A 20393-nucleotide genomic window follows, 5' to 3' on the forward strand; every position below is an offset into this window, starting at 1 on the left:
AAATTACAACGATATGAAATAATAGTCGAAAATGTTTTCAGAAATGAGACTTCCTTCAAACACCTTCCACAGGTATGTTAGTCGGATAATAATTACACCTGCTCCTTTCTCATCATTATTGAAGTGGACCTATGGCTACCAATCAAACCGCTCAACCGCTCCCCGGCTCTGCTGCGCCGTCGCAAAAAGCACGCACCTCGTTTGGCATTTTAGGGGCGATCAGCCTTTCTCACCTGCTTAACGATATGATCCAGTCGCTGATCCTGGCGATTTATCCGTTGTTGCAGTCAGAGTTCTCGCTGAGCTTTATGCAGATCGGGATGATTACCCTGACTTTCCAGCTCACCTCCTCCCTGCTTCAACCGGTGGTCGGTTACTGGACGGACAAATATCCGATGCCGTGGTCACTGCCTATTGGTATGTGCTTTACACTGAGTGGGCTGGTATTGCTGGCGATGGCCGGCAATTTCCACATGGTGCTGCTCGCCGCCGCGCTGGTCGGCACGGGTTCATCGGTATTTCACCCGGAATCGTCCCGCGTGGCGCGGATGGCCTCAGGCGGTCGTCATGGGCTGGCCCAGTCTATTTTCCAGGTGGGCGGTAACTTCGGCAGCTCCCTGGGGCCGTTACTGGCGGCTGTCATCATCGCGCCATACGGTAAGGGTAATGTGGCCTGGTTCGTACTGGCGGCATTGTTAGCGATTGTGGTACTGGCGCAAATCAGCCGTTGGTATTCGGCCCAACATCGGATGAGTAAAGGTAAGCCGAAAGTTGCCATCGTTAACCCGCTACCGCGCAACAAAGTTGTGCTGGCGATTAGCATCCTGCTGGTGCTGATTTTCTCCAAATACTTCTATATGGCGAGCATCAGCAGCTATTACACCTTTTATCTGATGCAAAAATTCGGATTATCGGTACAAAATGCGCAGTTTCACCTGTTTGCATTCCTGTTTGCCGTTGCGGCAGGGACGGTTATTGGCGGACCGTTAGGCGATAAAATCGGTAGAAAATATGTAATTTGGGGCTCTATCCTCGGCGTAGCGCCGTTTACTCTCGTTTTACCCTATGCAACGCTTGAATGGACCGGAATTTTAACCGTGATCATTGGTTTTATCCTGGCATCGGCCTTTTCTGCCATTCTGGTCTATGCGCAGGAGCTGCTTCCAGGACGTATCGGCATGGTTTCTGGGCTATTTTTCGGTTTTGCCTTTGGCATGGGTGGCTTAGGAGCCGCGGTGTTAGGGCTGGTTGCCGACCATACCAGTATTGATTTGGTCTATAAAATATGTGCTTTCCTGCCGCTTCTGGGGATACTGACCATATTCTTACCTGATAACCGACATAAAGCCTGATTTTATGACGGCCAAAAGTAAACTTTGGCCGTCATCACTTGCAGTGACCATCAGCGTTTGCCCTATGCTCTCCCCCGTAGTTATCCGATCCGTGCTTTTTTACGCCTAAATTCCTGTTTTCATCAAATTTCAATAATTATTCATAAACATAAACATCAAAATTGTCATAAACTATTACTCAGAATTAGGGTTTTCAGGATCACCACAGCAACCAAAGGAGACGGAATGCATCACGCCACCCCGCTTATCACCACCATTGTTGGCGGCCTTGTGCTCGCTTTTATATTTGGCATGCTTGCCAATAAACTGCGTATTTCTCCTCTGGTGGGATATCTGTTAGCGGGCGTTCTGGCCGGTCCATTTACACCTGGTTTTGTTGCCGATACCAAGCTTGCACCGGAACTGGCAGAGCTTGGCGTGATCCTGCTGATGTTCGGCGTGGGGCTACATTTTTCGTTGAAGGATTTGATGGCGGTAAAGTCCATCGCCATTCCCGGCGCGATCGCCCAGATAGCCGTGGCGACGCTGCTGGGTATGGCGCTTTCAGCTGTGCTGGGCTGGTCGCTGATGGTCGGTATCGTCTTTGGATTATGTCTGTCAACCGCCAGTACCGTGGTGCTACTGCGCGCGCTTGAAGAACGGCAGTTAATTGATAGCCAGCGCGGGCAAATTGCCATTGGCTGGCTGATCGTTGAAGACCTGATGATGGTGCTGACGCTGGTTCTCCTGCCAGCTATCGCCGGCATGCTGGAAAAAGATAACGTAGGCTTTGCGTCACTGGCTGTTGATATGGGCATCACCATCGGTAAAGTGGTGGCGTTTATCGCCATTATGATGCTGGTCGGTCGTCGCCTGGTGCCGTGGATCATGGCCCGCAGCGCCGCCACGGGCTCGCGTGAACTGTTTACCCTGTCGGTACTGGCTCTCGCATTAGGTATCGCTTTTGGCGCCGTAGAAGTATTCGATGTCTCCTTCGCACTGGGCGCGTTCTTCGCCGGTATGGTGCTGAACGAATCTGAACTGAGCCACCGTGCGGCGCATGACACCCTGCCGCTACGTGATGCATTTGCGGTGCTGTTCTTTGTTTCCGTCGGCATGCTGTTCGACCCATTGGTCCTGATCCAGCAACCGCTGGCTGTGCTGGGCACGCTGGCGATTATCATCTTTGGTAAATCCCTGGCCGCCTATTTCCTGGTGCGTCTGTTCGGCCACTCGCAGCGCACAGCGCTCACCATTGCCACCAGCCTGGCGCAGATTGGTGAATTTGCCTTTATCCTCGCCGGCCTTGGCATGGCGCTTAACCTGTTACCGCAGGCGGGACAAAACCTGGTGCTGGCCGGGGCCATCCTGTCCATCATGCTGAATCCAGTGCTGTTTGCCGTGCTGGAAAAATACCTCGCGAAAACCGAAACGCTGGAAGAGCAGACGCTGGAGGAAGCTATCGAAGAAGAGAAGCAGATCCCGGTCGATATCTGTAATCATGCCCTGTTGATCGGTTTTGGCCGCGTTGGTAGCTTGTTAGGTGAAAAGCTGATGGCTGCGGGTATCCCGCTGGTGGTTATCGAAACGTCACGTACTCGCGTGGACGAGCTACGTGAACGTGGGATCCGCGCGGTATTGGGCAATGCAGCCAACGAAGAGATCATGAACCTGGCGCATCTGGACTGTGCGCGCTGGCTGCTGCTGACCATTCCGAATGGTTATGAAGCCGGTGAGATTGTGGCTTCCGCGCGAGAGAAGTGCCCGACGATTGAGATTATCGCTCGCGCGCATTATGACGATGAAGTGGAATACATTACCGAGCGCGGTGCTAATCAGGTGGTGATGGGTGAACGTGAAATCGCGCGCACCATGCTGGAACTGATTGAAACGCCGCCAGCGGGTGACGTCGCTACCGCCAGTTAATGTTGTGTGCCGGATGGCGCTGGCACTTATCCGGCCTACGGGTACACCGCATTATTCAAGCCCGGTAAGCAATAATGCCACCGGGCAATGTCGCGCAATACCGCTTAACGCTCCCAGTAAGCCTCTTCGAGGCTGTCTTCCTTCTCCGGCAATCCGCGCGTCAGGCGCGGTGAATGCTGGTTCAGTACCTGATAACTCACGCGATTGGCATATTTACACACCTGCGCTAACGAGGAATAGGTCAGCCAGGTGTATTTGTGCTTGCTGGAGTTCGGCACATTGCCGCGATGGTAGCTGTTCGCCGTAATATCATGCAGCAGGGCCGCCAGTGCACCGTCACCCGCGCCGTTGGTGTTCATGATTTTCTCCGGGCCGCCCATGTACGGGGCAATGTGCGAATAAATGCGCAGCGGGTTGCTACAGTCTTTATGGCGCATCGCGCGGCTGAACTCGTACTGGTTGAATTCGGCAATGGCCCCCGGCAGCAGCGGATGCTGAGTTTTGCGTTTGACCTCATCTTCCGTAAAACCAGCCATATACAGGCCTACCGGACCGGCGGTACACAGCACCAAATCCACCCAATCCAGCGCTTTGTCAGATGCCAACAGCGGGTCATTCAGGCCGGTCAGCGCTTCGGCTTCTTCTTCGTTCATCGCCAGAATGGAGACATTCTCTTTCAGAAATTCCTGCCACCACTTCGGGTTATCCGCAATAACGAATTTGGTTCCTAAGGTCAGCACCACCGGGACATTGTGCTTTTTGGCGAACTCTATAGCCTTCATGGTTGCTTCTGGCATCGGCTCGCCCGGCTCACAACGCACCAGATACGAGGTCAGCACCAGCGCAGAGGCACCGGCAATCACCGACTCGGGAATGCTGTCTGCCCGCAGTTTGTTCATGTGGCCGGGGCTGATGGCGAAGGTACGCTCTCCGGATTCGCCAATCAACGTGAAGCAGCGACCAATCGGCCCGTCAACGCCCTGCAGGTAGTTCAGATCGGTACGGCTGGAGGTATTGCATAAATAGCGATACGCGTAGCTGCCAATCTCAATATTGCTGCACATAACACCCAGCAATACCGAGCGGTCATCCGCCAGTACTGAATAGTTGTGCATGGTGTTACCGATGGTTCCGCCCGCAAACTGATGGGTGATTAAATTTTCACGCACCAGTTCCTGATAGAGCGCCTCAGCAACATCATCGGCAATCACCAGAGAATGCCCGGCGCTTAATCCATAACGCTTCACAAAGTCGTCATCAACTTTGGCTTCTATATCCACCAGTGTCTGGTCGATACCGACGACCCAGGCGGCGCTGGTCTCGTTTTCAGGCTGAATTTGTTGCAGCAACGGATCGCGCGCGCTGACGGGAAAATAGTGTTTGGATTTGCGTTTGCCGGGAAATTTCATGGTCGATTTTACAGGTGGTTAACTGAGCGATGCATGGTAGCACATTCCCTCCTGCACGCGCGATGCGGCACTAATTTTCAATATCGGACGGTGAGATCGCAGTTTATCCGCCGTTAATTTCTACAATACATCACCTTTTACAAGGAGCGTTTTATGCAGCCGAAAAATAAGATCCCCGTCCTTGACCTCATTTCTGACGAAATGAAAAGCGTGGTGAACTTTCATCGCGATGACCTGCCGCCGTGGCCCACCGCGGATGATTTCGTTGCCCAACGCCAGCACTACGTGCACGAGCGTCAGTTCTGGAATGCCGATGCTCCGCAGATGAGTACCCGGGAGTGCGTCATTTCTACCGCGTGCGGCCCGGTGGCGACGCGGATTTACTCCCCCCAGCTCCATAGCCAGGCCACGCTGTACTATTTGCACGGCGGCGGTTTTATTCTCGGTAATCTGGATACGCACGATCGCATTATGCGCTTGCTGGCGAGCTACACACGCTGCACGGTGATTGGCATCGACTATTCACTTTCGCCGGAGGCACGCTTTCCTCAGGCCATCGAAGAGATTATCGCCGTTTGTCAGTATTTTCATCAGCACGCTGGCGACTATTCCCTTAATGTGAATCATATCGGCTTTGCGGGCGATTCCGCCGGAGCCATGCTGGCGCTTGCCAGCACGCTGTGGCTACGCGACAAGCAAATTGCCTGTGGTAAGGTCGCGGGCGTGCTGTTGTGGTACGGGCTGTACGGTTTACGGGATTCGCTCAGTCGACGGCTGATGGGCGGAGAATGGGATGGCTTAACGCGAGACGATCTGCAGATGTACGAAGACGCCTATCTGCACAGCGCCAACGACCGCGAGTCACCGTACTATTGTTTATTTAACAACGATCTCACCCGCGATGTGCCGCCGTGTTTTATCGCTGGTGCGGAGTTCGACCCGCTGATTGACGACAGCCGCTTACTGTTCCAGACGCTCCAGGCTCATCGGCAGCCCTGTCAGTACAACATGTACCCCGGCATGCTGCACGCCTTCCTGCATTATTCGCGGATGATGAAAACCGCCGACGATGCTTTGCGGGATGGCGCGCGTTTCTTCAGAGCGCAGCTTTAGCGATAGGCTGCGGTCAGTTTCAGCATCATTTCGATGTGTTCCGGTGCGTCATTCAGCGCCGGAATATACTCATATTTCTGCCCGCCCGCTTCGAGGAAAATCTCCCGGTTTTGCTCGGCGATCTCCTCCAGCGTTTCGAGGCAATCGGCAGCAAATCCCGGACACATGACCTGGATATGCCGGGTTCCTTTTTCCGCCAGCATTTTGAGCGTTTCGTCGGTATACGGCGTCAGCCACGGTTCCCGACCGAAGCGAGACTGGAAGGTCATCATTACTTTTTCCGGCGGCAGACCAAGCGCTGAAACCAGCTCACGCGTGGTATCGCGACAGCGTTGCGGGTAGTCATCACCTTCATCGGCGTAGCGCTGTGGAATGCCGTGGTAAGAAAGCAGCAGTAAATCGGGTTCACCGTGCCGGGCAAACGCATCTCGGGCGCTTTTGGCCAGCGCATCAATATACGCGCTGTCGTCTGCGTAATCGCGAATAAAAGAGACACCAGGGATCGCACGCTTTCGCGCTAAAATGCGCGCCAGTTCATCCCACACCGCGGCCACCGTTGAACAGGAGTATTGCGGATACAGCGTTAACACCACAATGTGCTCAACGCCGTTCGCTAGCAGTTCATCAACCGCGCTTTCCAGCGAGGGTGAACCGTAGCTCATCCCCAGCGCAACCGGCGTATCCGGCAGACGTTCCGCCAGCGCTCGCTGTTGACGACGGCTGTAGACCATCAGCGGCGAACCTTCATCCATCCAGACTGACTTGTACAACTTCGCCACGCGCGGCGCACGCAGCGGCAGGATCACCCCGCGCAGCAGCGGCCACCACAGCAGACGGGGAGTATCGACCACGCGTGTGTCGCTTAAAAACTGGCGCAGATAACGTTTAACTGCTTCGGGTGTGGGGGCATCGGGGGTGCCGAGATTTGCCAGCAGGATACCGGTTTTCGTCTGACGCATTACCGCCTCGTATTGATTCAAATTGTTGATAATTGTAGCGGAAAAGCGAGGAAGAAGAACTAATTGCTGCGAGAGGTAAGAATATGCCTGATGGCGCTAACGATACCAGTAGGCCGGATAAGGCGTTTACGCCGCCATCCGGCACCGATTGCCTGATGGCGCTGCGCTTATCAGGCCTACGAGATAATGGCAGGCCTGATAAAAGGTTCACAACGCTAAAACTTAACCGAGAATTTTTTCCAGGTCAGCGCGAACAGCGGCAACGGCCTGCGTACCGTCAACTTTCGCGTATTTGGTTTGACCCGCTTCCGCTTCTTTCTGGTAGTAACCAATCAGCGGGGCAGTCATCTGATGGTATTCAACCAGACGCTTACGCACGGTCTCTTCCTGGTCATCTTTACGGGTGGTCAGTTCATCGCCGGTCACATCGTCTTTGCCTTCAACCTTAGGTGGATTGAATTTGATGTGATAAACACGGCCAGATGCCGCATGAACGCGACGACCAACAATACGGTCAACGATCAGTTCGTCCGGTACCGCGAATTCCAGAACGTAATCCACCACAATACCCGCTTCTTTCATGGCGTCAGCCTGCGGAATAGTACGTGGGAAGCCGTCCAGCAGGAAACCATTACGGCAGTCTTCTTGTGCAATACGCTCTTTGACCAGCGCGATCACCAGCTCATCGGTCACCAGTTTACCGGCGTCCATGATGTCTTTCGCTTGTTTGCCCAGCTCGGAGCCAGATTTCACGGCAGCACGCAGCATATCACCGGTGGAGATTTGCGGAATACCATACTTCTCCATGATGAACTGAGCCTGAGTTCCTTTACCCGCGCCCGGAGCGCCAAGCAGAATGATACGCATTACGAAAATCCCCTTAAAGGTTGTCGATATTTTTAAAAAGCGCTAAACGATACCACCATCACGCAATTGGCTCAAGAAAGGTGCTTGACGCTGAAACGTTTAACGGTGGGAAAATTGAAAATAAGAAGAGAAAATGCCGGATAGCGGTGTAAACACCTTATCCGGCCTACGGTACACGAGATTTTGTAGGCCGGATAAGCGTTAGCGCCATCCGGCATCACATTACGCAACCGTTATCAGGATACCAGCAACTGGTTCATACGACGGATGAACTGGTTAGGATCTTCCAGCGTGCCGCGTTCTGCGAACAGCGCCTGATCCAGCAGCAGCTCGACCCACTCTTTAAACTGCGCGTCGTCCTGGGTGTCAGCAGTACGTTTTACCAACACGTGGTCCGGGTTGAGTTCGAAGATGTATTTCACTTCCGGTACGGCCTGACCCGCAGCAGCAAACAGCTTCGCCATCTGCGTGCTCATTTCGTCCGCATCGGTGGTGACGATGGCCGGCGTGTCGGTCAGACGATGCGTCAGGCGCACTTCTTTCACGCGATCGCCCAGCAGGGTTTTCACGCGCTCTACGAACGGGGTCAGAGCTTTTTCAGCTTCTTTTGCCGATTCGTCGACTTCATCCGCCAGTTTGTCGATAGACTCGTCAGCTTTAGCAACGGACTGGAACGGCTTGCCGTCGAACTCGGTCAGGTAGTTCATCATCCACTCGTCGATGCGATCGGACAGCAACAGAACTTCGATGCCTTTCTTACGCAGCAGTTCCAGGTGCGGGCTGCTCTTCGCCGCCGCATAGCTGTCAGCGGTGATGTAGTAAATCTTCTCCTGTCCTTCTTTCATCCGCGACACGTAGTCTTCCAGCGATACGGTTTGCGCGGAGGAGTCGGTGTGCGTAGACGCGAAGCGCATCAGCTTGGCGATGGTTTCCTGGTTGGCGTGATCTTCCGCCGGACCTTCTTTCAGCACCAGGCCAAACTGTTTCCAGAAGGTCTGGTATTTTTCTGCATCGTCTTTCGCCAGTTTTTCCAGCATCTGCAGTACGCGCTTGGTCAGCGCGCTGCGCAGGTTACGGGTGACGGCGCTGTCCTGCAGGATCTCACGGGACACGTTCAGCGGCAGATCGTTGGAATCTATCAGACCACGCACAAAGCGCAGGTAGTTCGGCATGAACTGCTCGGCGTCGTCCATGATGAACACGCGCTGGACGTACAGCTTCAGACCGTGCTTGTGATCGCGGTTCCACATATCCCACGGGGCCTGCGACGGGATGTACAGCAGGCTGGTGTACTCCTGCTTACCTTCCACACGGTTGTGGCTCCAGGTCAGCGGATCGGTGAAGTCATGGGCGATGTGCTTGTAGAATTCGTTGTACTCGTCGTCTTTGATTTCCGACTTGTTACGCGTCCACAGCGCCTGCGCCTTGTTGATTTTCTCCCAGGAAACTACGGTTTCACCGTCTTTCTCTTCGGATTTTTCAATCTCTACCGGCAGTGCGATATGGTCAGAATATTTGCTGATGATGGAGCGCACGCGCCAGTCATCGAGGAACTCATCTTCCCCTTCACGCAGGTGCAGGGTGATTTCGGTGCCGCGATCGTCTTTGGTGATGTCGGCTACGGTGTACTCACCTTCGCCCGCCGACTCCCAGAACACGCCGTTCTCCGGCTTGTCGCCCGCAGCACGGGTGCGCACGGTGACTTTGTCAGCCACGATAAACGCAGAATAAAAACCGACCCCGAACTGGCCAATCAACTGGCTGTCTTTCGCCTGATCGGAACCCATAGATTCGAGGAAAGATTTGGTCCCGGATTTAGCAATGGTCCCCAAATGGTCGATAACGTCATCGCGGTTCATCCCCACGCCGTTGTCGGCAATGGTCAGCGTACGCTTATCTTTATCGAAGGAGACACGCACGCGCAGTTCACCGTCACCTTCATACAGGTCCGGGTTAGACAGCGCGCGAAAACGCAGCTTGTCTGCCGCATCAGAGGCGTTAGAGATAAGCTCACGCAGGAAGATTTCTTTATTGGAATACAGAGAATGGATCATCAGGTGCAGAAGCTGTTTTACTTCTGACTGAAAACCACGAGTTTCTTGTCCTTTCATGTAGATCTACCTCAACAATGCCATTTTTAATGGTAAAAACACGTTGAGGGTGAAATGGGGACAGGGAATGATAATTTCAAGCGGAAACCGCTGTCGCGGCTTCCGTTTGTTCAAAATTTAATCTTATGACGCCCGGCAAGAGAGTGCGACAGCGTGGTGCCATCAACCATTTCCAGCTCGCCGCCAACCGGTACGCCGTGGGCGATACGGCTGGCTTCAACGTCATACTGCATGCACAGCTCGGCAATGTAGTTGGCAGTAGCCTCGCCTTCGACCGTCGGGTTGGTCGCCAGGATCACTTCATTGATGTGCTCAGACGCCAGCCGCTGCTCAAGACGATCAAGCCCGATATCATCAGGCCCGATGCCATCCAGCGGCGACAGGTGTCCCATCAGCACGAAATAACGGCCGGAAAACTGCCCCGTTTGCTCAATGGCGTAGATGTCCGCAGGACTCTCTACCACGCAAATTTGGCCGTTTTCCCGGCGACGCGGGTTCGCACAGATGTTGCATACGTCTTGTTCTGTGAAGGTACGGCAATCAGCACAGTGGCCGATTTCCGACATCGCCTTCGTTAACGACTGCGCCAGACGCATCCCGCCGCTGCGATCGCGCTGAAGTAGCGCAAACGCCATGCGCTGCGCTGACTTCGGGCCAACGCCCGGTAGACAACGCAGTGCTTCCATAAGCTGAGTTAACAGCGGGCTGGTTTGCATCAGAACGGCATCTTAAAGCCAGGCGGCAGTTGCATACCGGAGGAAACAGAAGCCATTTTCTCTTTCTGGGTTTCTTCAATGCGACGAGCCGCATCGTTGAACGCCGCAGCAACCAGATCTTCCAGCATGTCTTTATCGTCTTCCAACAGGCTTGGGTCGATTTCCACACGACGGCAGTTATGCGCGCCGTTGATGGTCACTTTCACCAGACCCGCGCCGGATTCGCCGGTCACTTCCAGCTTGGCGACTTCTTCCTGCATCTGCTGCATTTTTTCTTGCATCTGCTGGGCCTGTTTCATCAGGTTACCCAGACCGCCTTTACCAAACATAGGCTTCTCTCTCAATCACGTTAAGGGATGACAACCATAAAACCATGGAAAATGGCTTACGATCAAATGGGGCGAATACTCTCTTCGTCCAGTTCCGCATCGAAGAAACGACGCAGCGTCTGAATGTTATTATCCGCAATAATTGACTCACGCGCCTGCGCGAGTTTTTCTTCATAAATGGCCTGACGCCACTCCAGCGGCGTGCGCACCGCAGGATTATCATCTTCAACGATGGTCAATTCAACCGCTGAGCCCGTTAAGGTGCTCAACGCTTCGGCAAGTCGTTGCTGCGCGCCGCTGGAATTAAGGTGCCGCTGCGCGGAACGCAGGTGCAGGCAAACCACGTTGCCATTCTCTTCTTTCCAGGCATTGAGCGCCACCTGCTCCACCAGTTTGGGCAATGAAAGCTGACTGACCTGAGCGGCCCAGGGGTCGCGTTCAATGGCTTCCGCCGCCAGCTTTTCCGCCAGTTCCGGCGTTTTTTCATGCTCCAGCGCCTTTTTCAACGCTTTTGGCGTGGCAACGACTTCTTTGACTTCTGCAACAGGATTGGTCGTCTTCCAGCGATAGGCTTCTTTTTTCGCCGGTGTCTTCTCCAGCGCAGAGGCCACCGGGCGCGCCTGAACGCGTTCCGTCACCGACGCCAGTCTTTCCAGCGCAGCATTATTCACCGGCCGCGCGCGGGATGCGGCTGCCGGTTCACTCTTTTTTGCTTTGGTCGCTCCCTGAGCACGCTGCAGCTGGCTACGCGCAGCCAGCACCTGGCTGGTTGCCTCAGACAGCGGCACGTCTTGATGCGCAGGCGCAGGTTGTTGCTCCGGGGCCTGCGTTGGCGCCATTACCGCGCCAGGGGTCACGGGTGCAAACGACTGGCGGGGGACTTCAGGTTCCGGTAGCGGTACGCGCGGATGAAAAGCCAGCGCCCGCAGTAACGTCATTTCAACACCCATACGCCTGTCCGGTGCATACGGCAGCTCTTTACGTCCGATTAACAGAGTCTGGTAATACAGCTGAATATCGGTCGGCGGCACGGTCCGCGCCAGTTCGCGCATACGTTGTTCAATGGCAGCCATATCGCTACCGAGCGCGGAAGGCGTGAGCTGAACCATTGCAATCCGGTGCAGCAACGCCAGCATCTCAACCAGCAGCGCTTCCCATTCAATACCACGTGCGGCAGCGTCATTAACCAGCGTCATGGCGCGTTCGCCATTCCCGGCAACAACAGCCTCAACCAGAGACAGTGCCTGATCGTCGTCAAGCGTGCCAAGCATGGTGCTCACCGCCTGGGTTGAAACCTGTCCGTCACCGCTGGCAATCGCCTGATCGGTCAGGCTCAGCGCATCGCGCAGGCTGCCGTCCGCCGCACGAGACAGCAGCTGCAGCGCGCGTGGTTCGTGAGCGATATGTTCCTCATTGAGGACATGCTCAAGCTGATGACGAATCTGTTCAACATCCAGCGCTTTGAGATGAAATTGTAAACAACGCGACAGGATAGTGACCGGTAGCTTTTGCGGATCGGTGGTCGCAAGCAGGAATTTAACGTGCGACGGCGGCTCTTCGAGCGTTTTCAGCAAGGCGTTAAAACTGTGGCGTGACAGCATGTGCACTTCGTCAATCAGATAGACCTTGAAGCGTCCACGTGCGGGCGCGTACTGGACGTTATCCAGCAGGTCGCGGGTGTCTTCGACCTTGGTGCGCGACGCAGCGTCGATTTCAATCAGATCAACAAAACGTCCCTGCTCGATTTCGCGGCAGTTGTCGCACACCCCGCAAGGCGTGGCGGTAATGCCGGTTTCACAGTTGAGTCCCTTCGCCAGCAGACGGGCGATAGAGGTTTTTCCGACGCCACGGGTGCCGGAAAAAAGATAAGCATGATGAATACGCCCTAACGACAAGCCGTTAGCCAGTGCCGTCAGCACATGTTCCTGGCCAACGACGTCAGCAAAGGTTTGTGGGCGCCATTTTCGGGCTAAGACCTGATAACTCATTGGCTGGCTCTGAAAGGCTGGAGGGTGGATTCACAGGGGGGTAATGCTAACACAACCTCGCAGCGACGGCGAGGTTGACACGTTATATTCGGGCGTTATCGTTGCAGTCAGTTTGGTTTCGGGCAGCGCACAGAAACCGGAGCGTACACGTAGTACGTGAGGATTTTGAGCACTGACCGGGGCCAAAATGGCAAAAAAGATAGTCCGACTTAGTGACCCGGGAAAGGGACCAGGCTGTAACAGGTCAGCCCCTGTTTTTCCAGGCGCTGTTCGCCACCCAGATCGAACAAATTGATGATGAACGCCGCATCGGTCACTTCACCACCCAGACGGCGGATCAGCTTCACGGTCGCTTCAATTGTTCCGCCGGTCGCCAGCAGATCGTCCACTACCAGAACTTTGTCGCCCGGCTTGATAGCATCAACATGGATTTCCAGCTGATCGGTGCCGTATTCCAGCTCATAGCTTTCAGCAATCACTTCGCGTGGCAGTTTACGTGGTTTACGCACCGGAACAAACCCGACGCCCAATCCCAATGCGACCGGCGCGCCAAACAGAAAGCCGCGCGCTTCAGTGCCGACAACTTTGGTAATGCCCGCATTTTTGTAACGCTCAACCAGCAGTTCAATGCTGAGTGCGTAAGCTTTCGGGTCTTCCAGCAAGCTGGTGACATCGCGAAAAAGAATGCCCGGTTTTGGGTAGTCGTTGATGCTTTTGATGCTATCTTTGAGAAACTCAAGCTGCTGTGCAGTTGCGGTCATAAGTTTGTGCCTGATTGATACGGTATTACTTCACGGCGCACTATACACTTCATCCTCGACGCGTCTTGAATGATTTTGTGTATATATTAAGAACAAAGGTTACATCTGTTTAACCTTTGACCACCTGCGCCTGTGCTCGAAAACGGTCAAATCTACTGGCTGCGTGAGACAATTGCAACAGCGATTATTATGCTTCAGTGCTTTTGTTGCTCTTCATCAATCACCGGGATCCGCCACATAAAAATCAACAAGCAAGCGAGAATCACTAACAGCAGCCCGCGTACCCACATCATCTCAACCAACCACAGCGAAACGCCAAACGTCAGTAAAATAAACACAATTGCGCGCGGCTTTGCCCCTGGCGGCATCGCGCGGTGTTTCTGCCAGTGACGCAGATAACCGCCAAACCACGAACGGTACAGCAGCCAGTCATGAAAACGCGGCGATGAGCGGGCAAAACACCAGGCGGCCAGCAGAATAAACGGTGTCGTGGGCAATAGGGGCAAAACCACACCCAGCGTGCCTAACACTACCGCTATCCAGCCAATGATGATTAGAATAATGCGTCGCATAATATCAATACTTAACACAGAGAATTGCTACTTTAGCATAACAGTTCTCATTTTCATCGGAGTGTTATCGTGAAAACCGCCCTGCTGCTTCAGAAGCTCGAAAGCCAGCTCAACAGCCTGCGGCAGCTTTGCGCCCCGTTGGCGCACCACGCAACGCTCAGCGCCCGTTTCGATCGCCACCTTTTTCGCACCCGTAGCACACGGTTACAGGCCTGTCTGGATGAAGCAGATGCCAACCTGAGCGCGTTACGTCATGCAGTTGAACACCAGCAACTCCCACAAGTTGCCTGGTTGGCTGAACATCTGGCCTCGCAACTGGAAGCGATTTCCCGTGAAACCGCCACCTGGTCACTCAGAGAGTGGGACAGCGCGTCGCCGGGGCTTGCCCGTTGGCAGCGCAAACGCGTTCAGCATCAGGAATATGAGCGTCGGCTGGTTGAGATGACGCGCGCGCGTAAGGCTCAACTGGCTCAGGCAACCGGTTTTGAGGAGCAGCAACGCCTGCACCGGGAAGTGGAAGCCTTCGAAGCGCGTCTGGCACGTTGTCGCCATGCGCTGGAAAGAATAGAAAACGTGCTCGCGCGTATCACCCGTTAATTCGTCGGAGAATGTATGTCGCTTGAAAATGCCCCGGACGAGGTCAAACTGGCCGTCGATTTAATTGTCTTGCTTGAAGAGAATCAGGTTGCGCCTGAAACCGTGCTGAAAGCACTAGAGATTGTTAAGCGGGATTATGAAACGAAACAGCTCTACTCATCCAAAAAAGAACGGTAGCAGGATTGCCTGATGGCGCCACGCCACCAGGCAATCACATTTCCTATTAACCTACTGAAGGCGTCGGATCATCACCTTTGATGATGTCACGCTTAACCTCCGTCACGGTATCCCCTTTAGCATTGTGCAGGTGCACTTCGAGTTGGTTAAAGGCGATATCAATGTTGTTTTCACGGCACAGGCGGTCAACCGCACGGTTAAGTTCATCTACCGTGTGGCTGCGATCGCGCAGTTCACGAACATACAGACGCAGCTCGTGATCCAGCGTGCTGGCACCAAAAGCGGTGAAGAACACAGCCGGTTCAGGATCGTGCATCACTTTCGGGTGTTCCATTGCCGCCTGCAGCAGCACTTTCTTCACTTTATCAAGATCTGAACCGTAGGCGACGCCGATGCGGATCACCAGACGCGTGGTGGTATCCGAGAGCGACCAGTTAATCAGTCGCTCGGTCACAAACGCTTTATTCGGGATGATCACTTCTTTGCGATCAAAGTCGGTAATGGTGGTCGCACGAATACGAATCTTACTGACTGTCCCGGAATAAGTACCAATCGTGACGGTATCGCCGATACGCACCGGGCGTTCGAACAGAATGATCAGACCCGAAACAAAGTTACCGAAGATTTCCTGTAAGCCGAAACCGAGACCGACCGACAAGGCCGCTGCCAGCCACTGCAATTTATCCCACGACACGCCGAGCGACCCGAAGACCGTCATGGCACCGATGGCAATGATCGCGTAGTTGAGAATTGTGGTGATCGCATATGATGCGCCCTGGCGCATTTTCAGGCGCGAGAGCACCAACACTTCCAGCAGGCCCGGTAAGTTGCGGATCAGCGCCCAGGCCACCATTGACGCAATAATCGCAAACAGCAGGCTGCCCATGGTGACATCTTTCACCACCGCAGCACCGGCTTCTGTGCCGTTGTAATGCCAGAGCGTGATGCTATCGAGATAGCTGAACACGGTGATCAAATCGGACCATATTGCCCAGAACAGAACGCCAAACAGGGCTACCATCAGCAGCATCGTAATACGCAGCGTTTGCTGGTTTACCTGCTCCAGCGCAATGGTGGGTTCTTCCTGTGGTTCTGCGCCTTCGGCCCCCTCTTTCACCAGATTCTCACGACGGGCAAGCGCGCGACGCCAGGCAATACGCCGCGCCGCAACACTTAAACCTCGCAGCACCGTCTGGTACAGCAGGTTCCAGATGATCACCAGATATACAGTTTCAATCCAGCGACCGGATAAACGTAGTGTGGTGTAGAAATACCCAGTCGCCGTCAGCACCATTAACGCAATCGGAATAATCGACAGTACGGTAATCGTCACCAGACGCAGACCATGCGATTCCTTATCACGCCAGCTTTCACGGCACATTGGCCACACAAGGAAGGCAATGAGTAGCAAGTTAAAGAAAATAACGATCTGCCCGAGCACATCGTCCATCAGGTTAAGCGGCGAGAGTTCAGCAACTACCGACCAGAAATTCAGCGGCAGCAGCGCCAGGCTAATGCGCACAATCTGGCGACGCCAGTGGCTGGTTTGCTTCGCAGGCATACCGAAGTGGCGGATCGCCACGCCGTCTTTTTCCAGCACCTTCCAGCACAGGCCAAACACCAACCAGAAGACAGCCATTTTCTTGCTAAATGCCCACAGCAGATCGCTGACGTTCAGTTGCATAGTCAGCAGAATCAAGCCCACGGCAAGGATAATCAGGCATGCGGGCAAGGCGCGAATCAGATCAATCAGTATCGCTTTTGGCGTGTTCAGTTGGCTGTCATTGCGCAAGTTACCCACCGCGGCGGCGAGTTTCGCCTGATACGCTTTCAGCCATTTCAGCCGCCAGCGGATAAGCCCAGCCACCAGCAACAGCGGCAAGCCAGCCAGGAATGCGATAAATACCGCCGGCCAGGCTTTTTCCCAGTTCACAGTGATTTTCATCGACTTAAACTGGTCTTTTAGCGTTTGTGGGAAGGATTTCACCCAGTCCCAGTCCATTGGGCGGTTACTGTTAACCCAGAAAATTTGCTGCGTGAGGATACTCTTGAGGTTTTTCGACACGCTCATTAACTGCTGCTGGTTGATCTGCAGGTTAATGGCCATCATCAGCTGATTCCCCAGCTGCTTATTCAGCTGATCCAGCAATTCACGGCGCATATCCACAACCTGCAGCAGCGCATCATGAACTTCGCCGTTCACTTCATTGCTGTGCCCTTCTTCCAGTTTGGCAACGAAGGCATCATTCTGGAACAGCGCATCACGCTGTTGGTTGATTTCAAATTGCTCCAGACGCAGATCGGCAATGCGGTTGGTCATATCAGCAAGCTCATCTGCCGACGGCAGCGTTTGCTGTTGCTGATACAGAATGCGCGACAACAGCAGGCTGCCCTTCAGCACGGCGATTTGCTCTTTAATGTTGCGTTCCGATTGCAGCGCACGATCAAGCCAGTTTTTGACTTTAATATTCTGCTGCATCAGCGAGTTGCCGTTTTCCGTGGCAGAAATCAGGCGCTGGCTGAGTTGATGGTTAATATCCAGTTCCTGCTTCACCAACGGGTTGGTCTGGATACGCTCAGCTTCATCAGGCGTTACCGCTTCCTGCGCGGTTTTTTCGGTTAACGTCAGGCGTTTACTGTTCACCGCTTCCTGCAGCAACTGGAGCTGATGTTCGAGCCTGTTACTGTTAGCCGTTACATAATCCCGTTGTTTTTGCAGGGTATCCTGCAAAACCGTATTACCTTCCAGGCTTTTACGCTGCTGGTCGATCTGTGCATTCAGCAATGCCTGCTGTGCCTGAAGCAGCACCTGCTGACTGGGGCGTAACGCCGCCTCGCCAACGCTGGTCCCATCCAGTCGATTGCGGATTTGCTGCATTTGCTGTGAGGCGGTGTACATCGCGTTTTGCACGCGCTCAGGCTGCGTCTGCAGCGAGACCAACTGACTGTTATAAGCCGCCAGATCGTTTTGCGAGCTTTGCAGGTCATCCAGTACCTGGGCGACGCGCGACTCAAGCTGTCGCAGGGAGAGTGTGCTCAGCGTTTTACGTGTTTCATCGTCATTATCAACATCGCTGAGCGAATTTAACGCCGCCGTCGCCTCGCGCATGTTTTCCGGCGCCTGAGCCACCTTCTGGCGTAGCTGAACGGTCTCGTCTTTCACGCGCTCAATTTTATCCAGCGTGGCGAGGGTATCGATGAGATCCTGCTGAACCAGTTTATCCTGCGCGGAAAGGTCTTTTTGTTTATTCAGTGTGTCCAGTTGGCTCTGAATATCCGCTTTCGTCGGCAGTTCGCCATTCTGTTGCGCTCGCGCAAATGCTGATGACTGACAAGACAGCAATAGAATGAAGAAAATAATGGTAATAGCAATGAGATGCTGTGAACGTTTATAAAGCTGCAACATAGTCATGAGAATGAACGTTTCTAACCAGAGAAGTGACCGAAAATAGTCAAGCGGTAAGAATATCACGGCTGTGACAGCCAGAATAGCGGGAGGGAAAGCGTCCAGGATAAATCCTGGTATCAAACCTGCGGATTAGCAAGTCTCCGGCACGCGCAGTGTAGGGCAAAGAAGACACATCTCCAGCAGTACGGCGACATATTCACGCGCGTCTTTTTTCAGATCAAATGACTCTGGTGCAAATAACCAGTTTTCTAAAATGCCGGAAAGGTAGCTACGCAGTAACACCGCCACTCGACGTGTGTTCAGGTTCTCCGGCAACATTTTTGCACTCATACAGTTGCGAAGGGTTTGCTCAATGCGATCATAGTTTTCAAGACACAGGCTGCGTTGCGCCAACTGAACAGAGGCTATTTCCCCGACAAATTCGCATTTGTGGAATATAATCTCCATCAATAAACGTCGGCGTTCTTCTGTCACGGTAGCTTCAAGAACGTAAACTAAAATTTCTCTTAATACTGATAGTGGATCGTCAGGGAATTTTGCCTGATACTCAGACTCTAGTTCATCAATATTGGGTTTTGCCAGCTCCCAGATTTCACTGAATAAATCCGACTTGTTTTTGAAATGCCAATAGATTGCACCGCGTGTGACACCAGCGGCTTTTGCAATCTCCGCAAGCGAGGTGGAAGAGACCCCTTGTTGCGAGAACAAACGCAGAGCAACATCGAGAATGTGCTGACGCGTTTCTTGCGCTTGTTGTTTGGTTTTTCGTGCCATATGTCAGTGAATTTACAGGCGTTAGATTTACATACATTTGTGAATGTATGTACCATAGCACGACGATAATATAAACGCAGCAATGGGTTTATGGGCTTTAAGCCATTGATCAATTTGAAATCGGACACTCGAGGTTTACATATGAACAAAAACAGAGGGTTAACGCCTCTGGCAGTCGTTCTGATGCTCTCAGGCAGCTTAGCGCTAACAGGATGTGACGACAAACAGGCCCAACAAGGGGGCCAGCAGATGCCAGAGGTTGGAGTTGTGACGCTCAAAACTGAACCTCTACAGATCACAACTGAACTCCCGGGTCGCACCAGTGCTTTCCGCATTGCAGAAGTTCGCCCTCAGGTTAGCGGCATCATCCTGAAGCGTAATTTCACAGAAGGCGGTGACATTGAAGCGGGTGTGTCTCTCTATCAGATTGATCCTGCTACTTACCAGGCCGCGTATGAAAGCGCAAAAGGCGATCTGGCTAAAGCACAGGCGGCGGCTAATATCGCTCAGTTGACGGTAAAACGTTATCAGAAACTGTTGGGTACTAAGTACATCAGTCAACAGGACTACGATACTGCCCAGGCTGATGCACAGCAGGCAAATGCTGCCGTTATTGCCGCGAAAGCCGCAGTAGAAACGGCGCGCATCAACCTGGCGTATACCAAAGTCACATCGCCAATTAGCGGCCGTATTGGTAAGTCTGCCGTCACGGAAGGCGCTCTGGTACAGAACGGTCAGGCAACCGCGCTGGCGACCGTTCAGCAGCTGGATCCCATCTATGTCGACGTTACGCAGTCCAGTAACGATTTCCTGCGTCTGAAACAAGAGCTGGCAAACGGCAAGCTGAAGCAAGAGAACGGTAAAGCGAAAGTGGAACTGGTGACCAGCGACGGCATTAAATTCCCGCAGTCCGGTACGCTGGAATTTTCTGACGTGACGGTTGATCAGACCACCGGTTCTATCACACTGCGCGCCATCTTCCCTAACCCGGATCACACCTTACTGCCGGGTATGTTTGTCCGTGCTCGTCTGGAAGAAGGGATCAACCCAACGGCAATCCTGGTTCCGCAGCAAGGCGTGACCCGTACACCGCGCGGTGAAGCCAGTGCGTTGGTTATCGGCGCAGATGACAAAGTGGAAACCCGCCAGATTGTGGCAACACAAGCGATTGGCGATAAATGGTTGGTCACAGAAGGACTTAAGCCGGGCGACCGCGTGATCGTCAGTGGGCTACAAAAAGTACGTCCAGGCGCGCAGGTAAAAGCGCAGGAAGTCACCGCGGATAACAACCAGCAAGCCGCAAGCGGTAACCAGCCCGAACAGTCCAAGTCTTAACTTAAACAGGAGCCGTTAA

The 20393-nt window shown here is 53.6% G+C and carries 17 protein-coding genes and 1 other annotated feature; of the genes, 6 read left to right on the forward strand and 11 right to left on the reverse strand.

Features of this window, described 5'->3' with window-relative positions:
* The first annotated feature begins 131 nt into the window (after positions 1-131).
* On the forward strand, positions 132-1352 hold the full coding sequence (locus tag IMQ48_RS06445; RefSeq protein WP_115259189.1) for an MFS transporter: 1221 nt from the start codon (positions 132-134) through the stop codon (positions 1350-1352).
* Between the two features lie 225 nt (positions 1353-1577).
* Positions 1578-3257 (forward strand): YbaL family putative K(+) efflux transporter, encoded by a 1680-nt coding sequence (gene ybaL / locus IMQ48_RS06450; RefSeq protein WP_196208357.1) that lies wholly within the window; start codon positions 1578-1580, stop codon positions 3255-3257.
* 104 nt (positions 3258-3361) lie between these two features.
* On the opposite strand, the gene IMQ48_RS06455 is transcribed toward ybaL, so the two are convergent.
* Positions 3362-4666: an inosine/guanosine kinase gene (locus tag IMQ48_RS06455; RefSeq protein ID WP_196208358.1), complete on the reverse strand. Its 1305-nt coding sequence runs from the start codon at positions 4664-4666 to the stop codon at positions 3362-3364.
* A gap of 153 nt (positions 4667-4819) precedes the next feature.
* On the opposite strand from IMQ48_RS06455, the gene aes reads away from it, so the two are divergent.
* Positions 4820-5779 carry an acetyl esterase gene (gene aes / locus IMQ48_RS06460; protein WP_196208359.1) on the forward strand — a complete coding sequence of 320 codons (960 nt, stop codon included), beginning with the start codon at positions 4820-4822 and terminating at the stop codon, positions 5777-5779.
* Here the strand turns inward: aes and hemH are convergent.
* From hemH to IMQ48_RS06500, 8 genes are all read right to left on the reverse strand, one after another.
* Positions 5776-6738 (reverse strand): ferrochelatase, encoded by a 963-nt coding sequence (gene hemH, locus IMQ48_RS06465; protein ID WP_196208360.1) that lies wholly within the window; start codon positions 6736-6738, stop codon positions 5776-5778. The two genes, aes and hemH, sit on opposite strands and share 4 nt — an antisense overlap.
* A 222-nt stretch (positions 6739-6960) precedes the next feature.
* On the reverse strand, positions 6961-7605 hold the full coding sequence (adk, locus tag IMQ48_RS06470; RefSeq protein WP_096758027.1) for an adenylate kinase: 645 nt from the start codon (positions 7603-7605) through the stop codon (positions 6961-6963).
* A gap of 236 nt (positions 7606-7841) precedes the next feature.
* Entirely contained in the window at positions 7842-9716 is a 1875-nt protein-coding gene (gene htpG, locus IMQ48_RS06475) for a molecular chaperone HtpG (RefSeq protein ID WP_196208361.1), read from the reverse strand.
* Positions 9717-9826: 110 nt separating this feature from the next.
* The gene (gene recR / locus IMQ48_RS06480; RefSeq protein WP_196208362.1) at positions 9827-10432 is read right to left on the reverse strand and encodes a recombination mediator RecR; all 606 of its coding nucleotides are present in this window, start codon (positions 10430-10432) and stop codon (positions 9827-9829) included.
* Positions 10432-10761, reverse strand: coding sequence for a YbaB/EbfC family nucleoid-associated protein (locus IMQ48_RS06485; RefSeq protein WP_046276079.1), 330 nt, complete (start codon positions 10759-10761; stop codon positions 10432-10434). The genes recR and IMQ48_RS06485 overlap by 1 nt, the downstream gene beginning before the upstream one ends.
* A gap of 62 nt (positions 10762-10823) precedes the next feature.
* Positions 10824-12749 (reverse strand): DNA polymerase III subunit gamma/tau, encoded by a 1926-nt coding sequence (dnaX, locus tag IMQ48_RS06490; protein ID WP_196208363.1) that lies wholly within the window; start codon positions 12747-12749, stop codon positions 10824-10826.
* Positions 11427-11491 (reverse strand) — a sequence feature (DnaX frameshifting element). (Overlaps the previous gene by 65 nt.)
* Positions 12750-12958: 209 nt before the next feature.
* Positions 12959-13510 carry an adenine phosphoribosyltransferase gene (gene apt / locus IMQ48_RS06495; RefSeq protein ID WP_135322827.1) on the reverse strand — a complete coding sequence of 184 codons (552 nt, stop codon included), beginning with the start codon at positions 13508-13510 and terminating at the stop codon, positions 12959-12961.
* Positions 13511-13704: 194 nt separating this feature from the next.
* Positions 13705-14082 (reverse strand): DUF454 family protein, encoded by a 378-nt coding sequence (locus IMQ48_RS06500; protein WP_196208364.1) that lies wholly within the window; start codon positions 14080-14082, stop codon positions 13705-13707.
* A 69-nt stretch (positions 14083-14151) separates the two neighbouring features.
* On the opposite strand from IMQ48_RS06500, the gene priC reads away from it, so the two are divergent.
* Both priC and rsmS read left to right on the forward strand, forming a co-directional pair.
* On the forward strand, positions 14152-14679 hold the full coding sequence (gene priC, locus IMQ48_RS06505; protein WP_196208365.1) for a primosomal replication protein N'': 528 nt from the start codon (positions 14152-14154) through the stop codon (positions 14677-14679).
* 15 nt (positions 14680-14694) lie between these two features.
* Positions 14695-14856 (forward strand): pleiotropic regulatory protein RsmS, encoded by a 162-nt coding sequence (gene rsmS, locus IMQ48_RS06510; protein WP_196208366.1) that lies wholly within the window; start codon positions 14695-14697, stop codon positions 14854-14856.
* Positions 14857-14902: 46 nt separating this feature from the next.
* On the opposite strand, the gene mscK is transcribed toward rsmS, so the two are convergent.
* Together mscK and acrR are read right to left on the reverse strand one after the other, a co-directional pair.
* Positions 14903-18268, reverse strand: coding sequence for a mechanosensitive channel MscK (gene mscK, locus IMQ48_RS06515; protein ID WP_196208367.1), 3366 nt, complete (start codon positions 18266-18268; stop codon positions 14903-14905).
* A 126-nt stretch (positions 18269-18394) separates the two neighbouring features.
* Positions 18395-19039, reverse strand: a complete 645-nt coding sequence (gene acrR / locus IMQ48_RS06520) for a multidrug efflux transporter transcriptional repressor AcrR (RefSeq protein ID WP_196208368.1) — start codon at positions 19037-19039, stop codon at positions 18395-18397.
* A gap of 141 nt (positions 19040-19180) precedes the next feature.
* Here acrR and acrA point away from each other — a divergent pair, with 141 nt between their 5' ends.
* Complete coding sequence (gene acrA, locus IMQ48_RS06525) at positions 19181-20374, forward strand: multidrug efflux RND transporter periplasmic adaptor subunit AcrA (RefSeq protein ID WP_196208369.1); 1194 nt, start codon at positions 19181-19183, stop codon at positions 20372-20374.
* The last annotated feature ends 19 nt before the right edge of the window (positions 20375-20393 follow it).

The organism is Citrobacter sp. Res13-Sevr-PEB04-36, from assembly GCF_015672735.1.
Lineage (GTDB): Bacteria > Pseudomonadota > Gammaproteobacteria > Enterobacterales > Enterobacteriaceae > Citrobacter.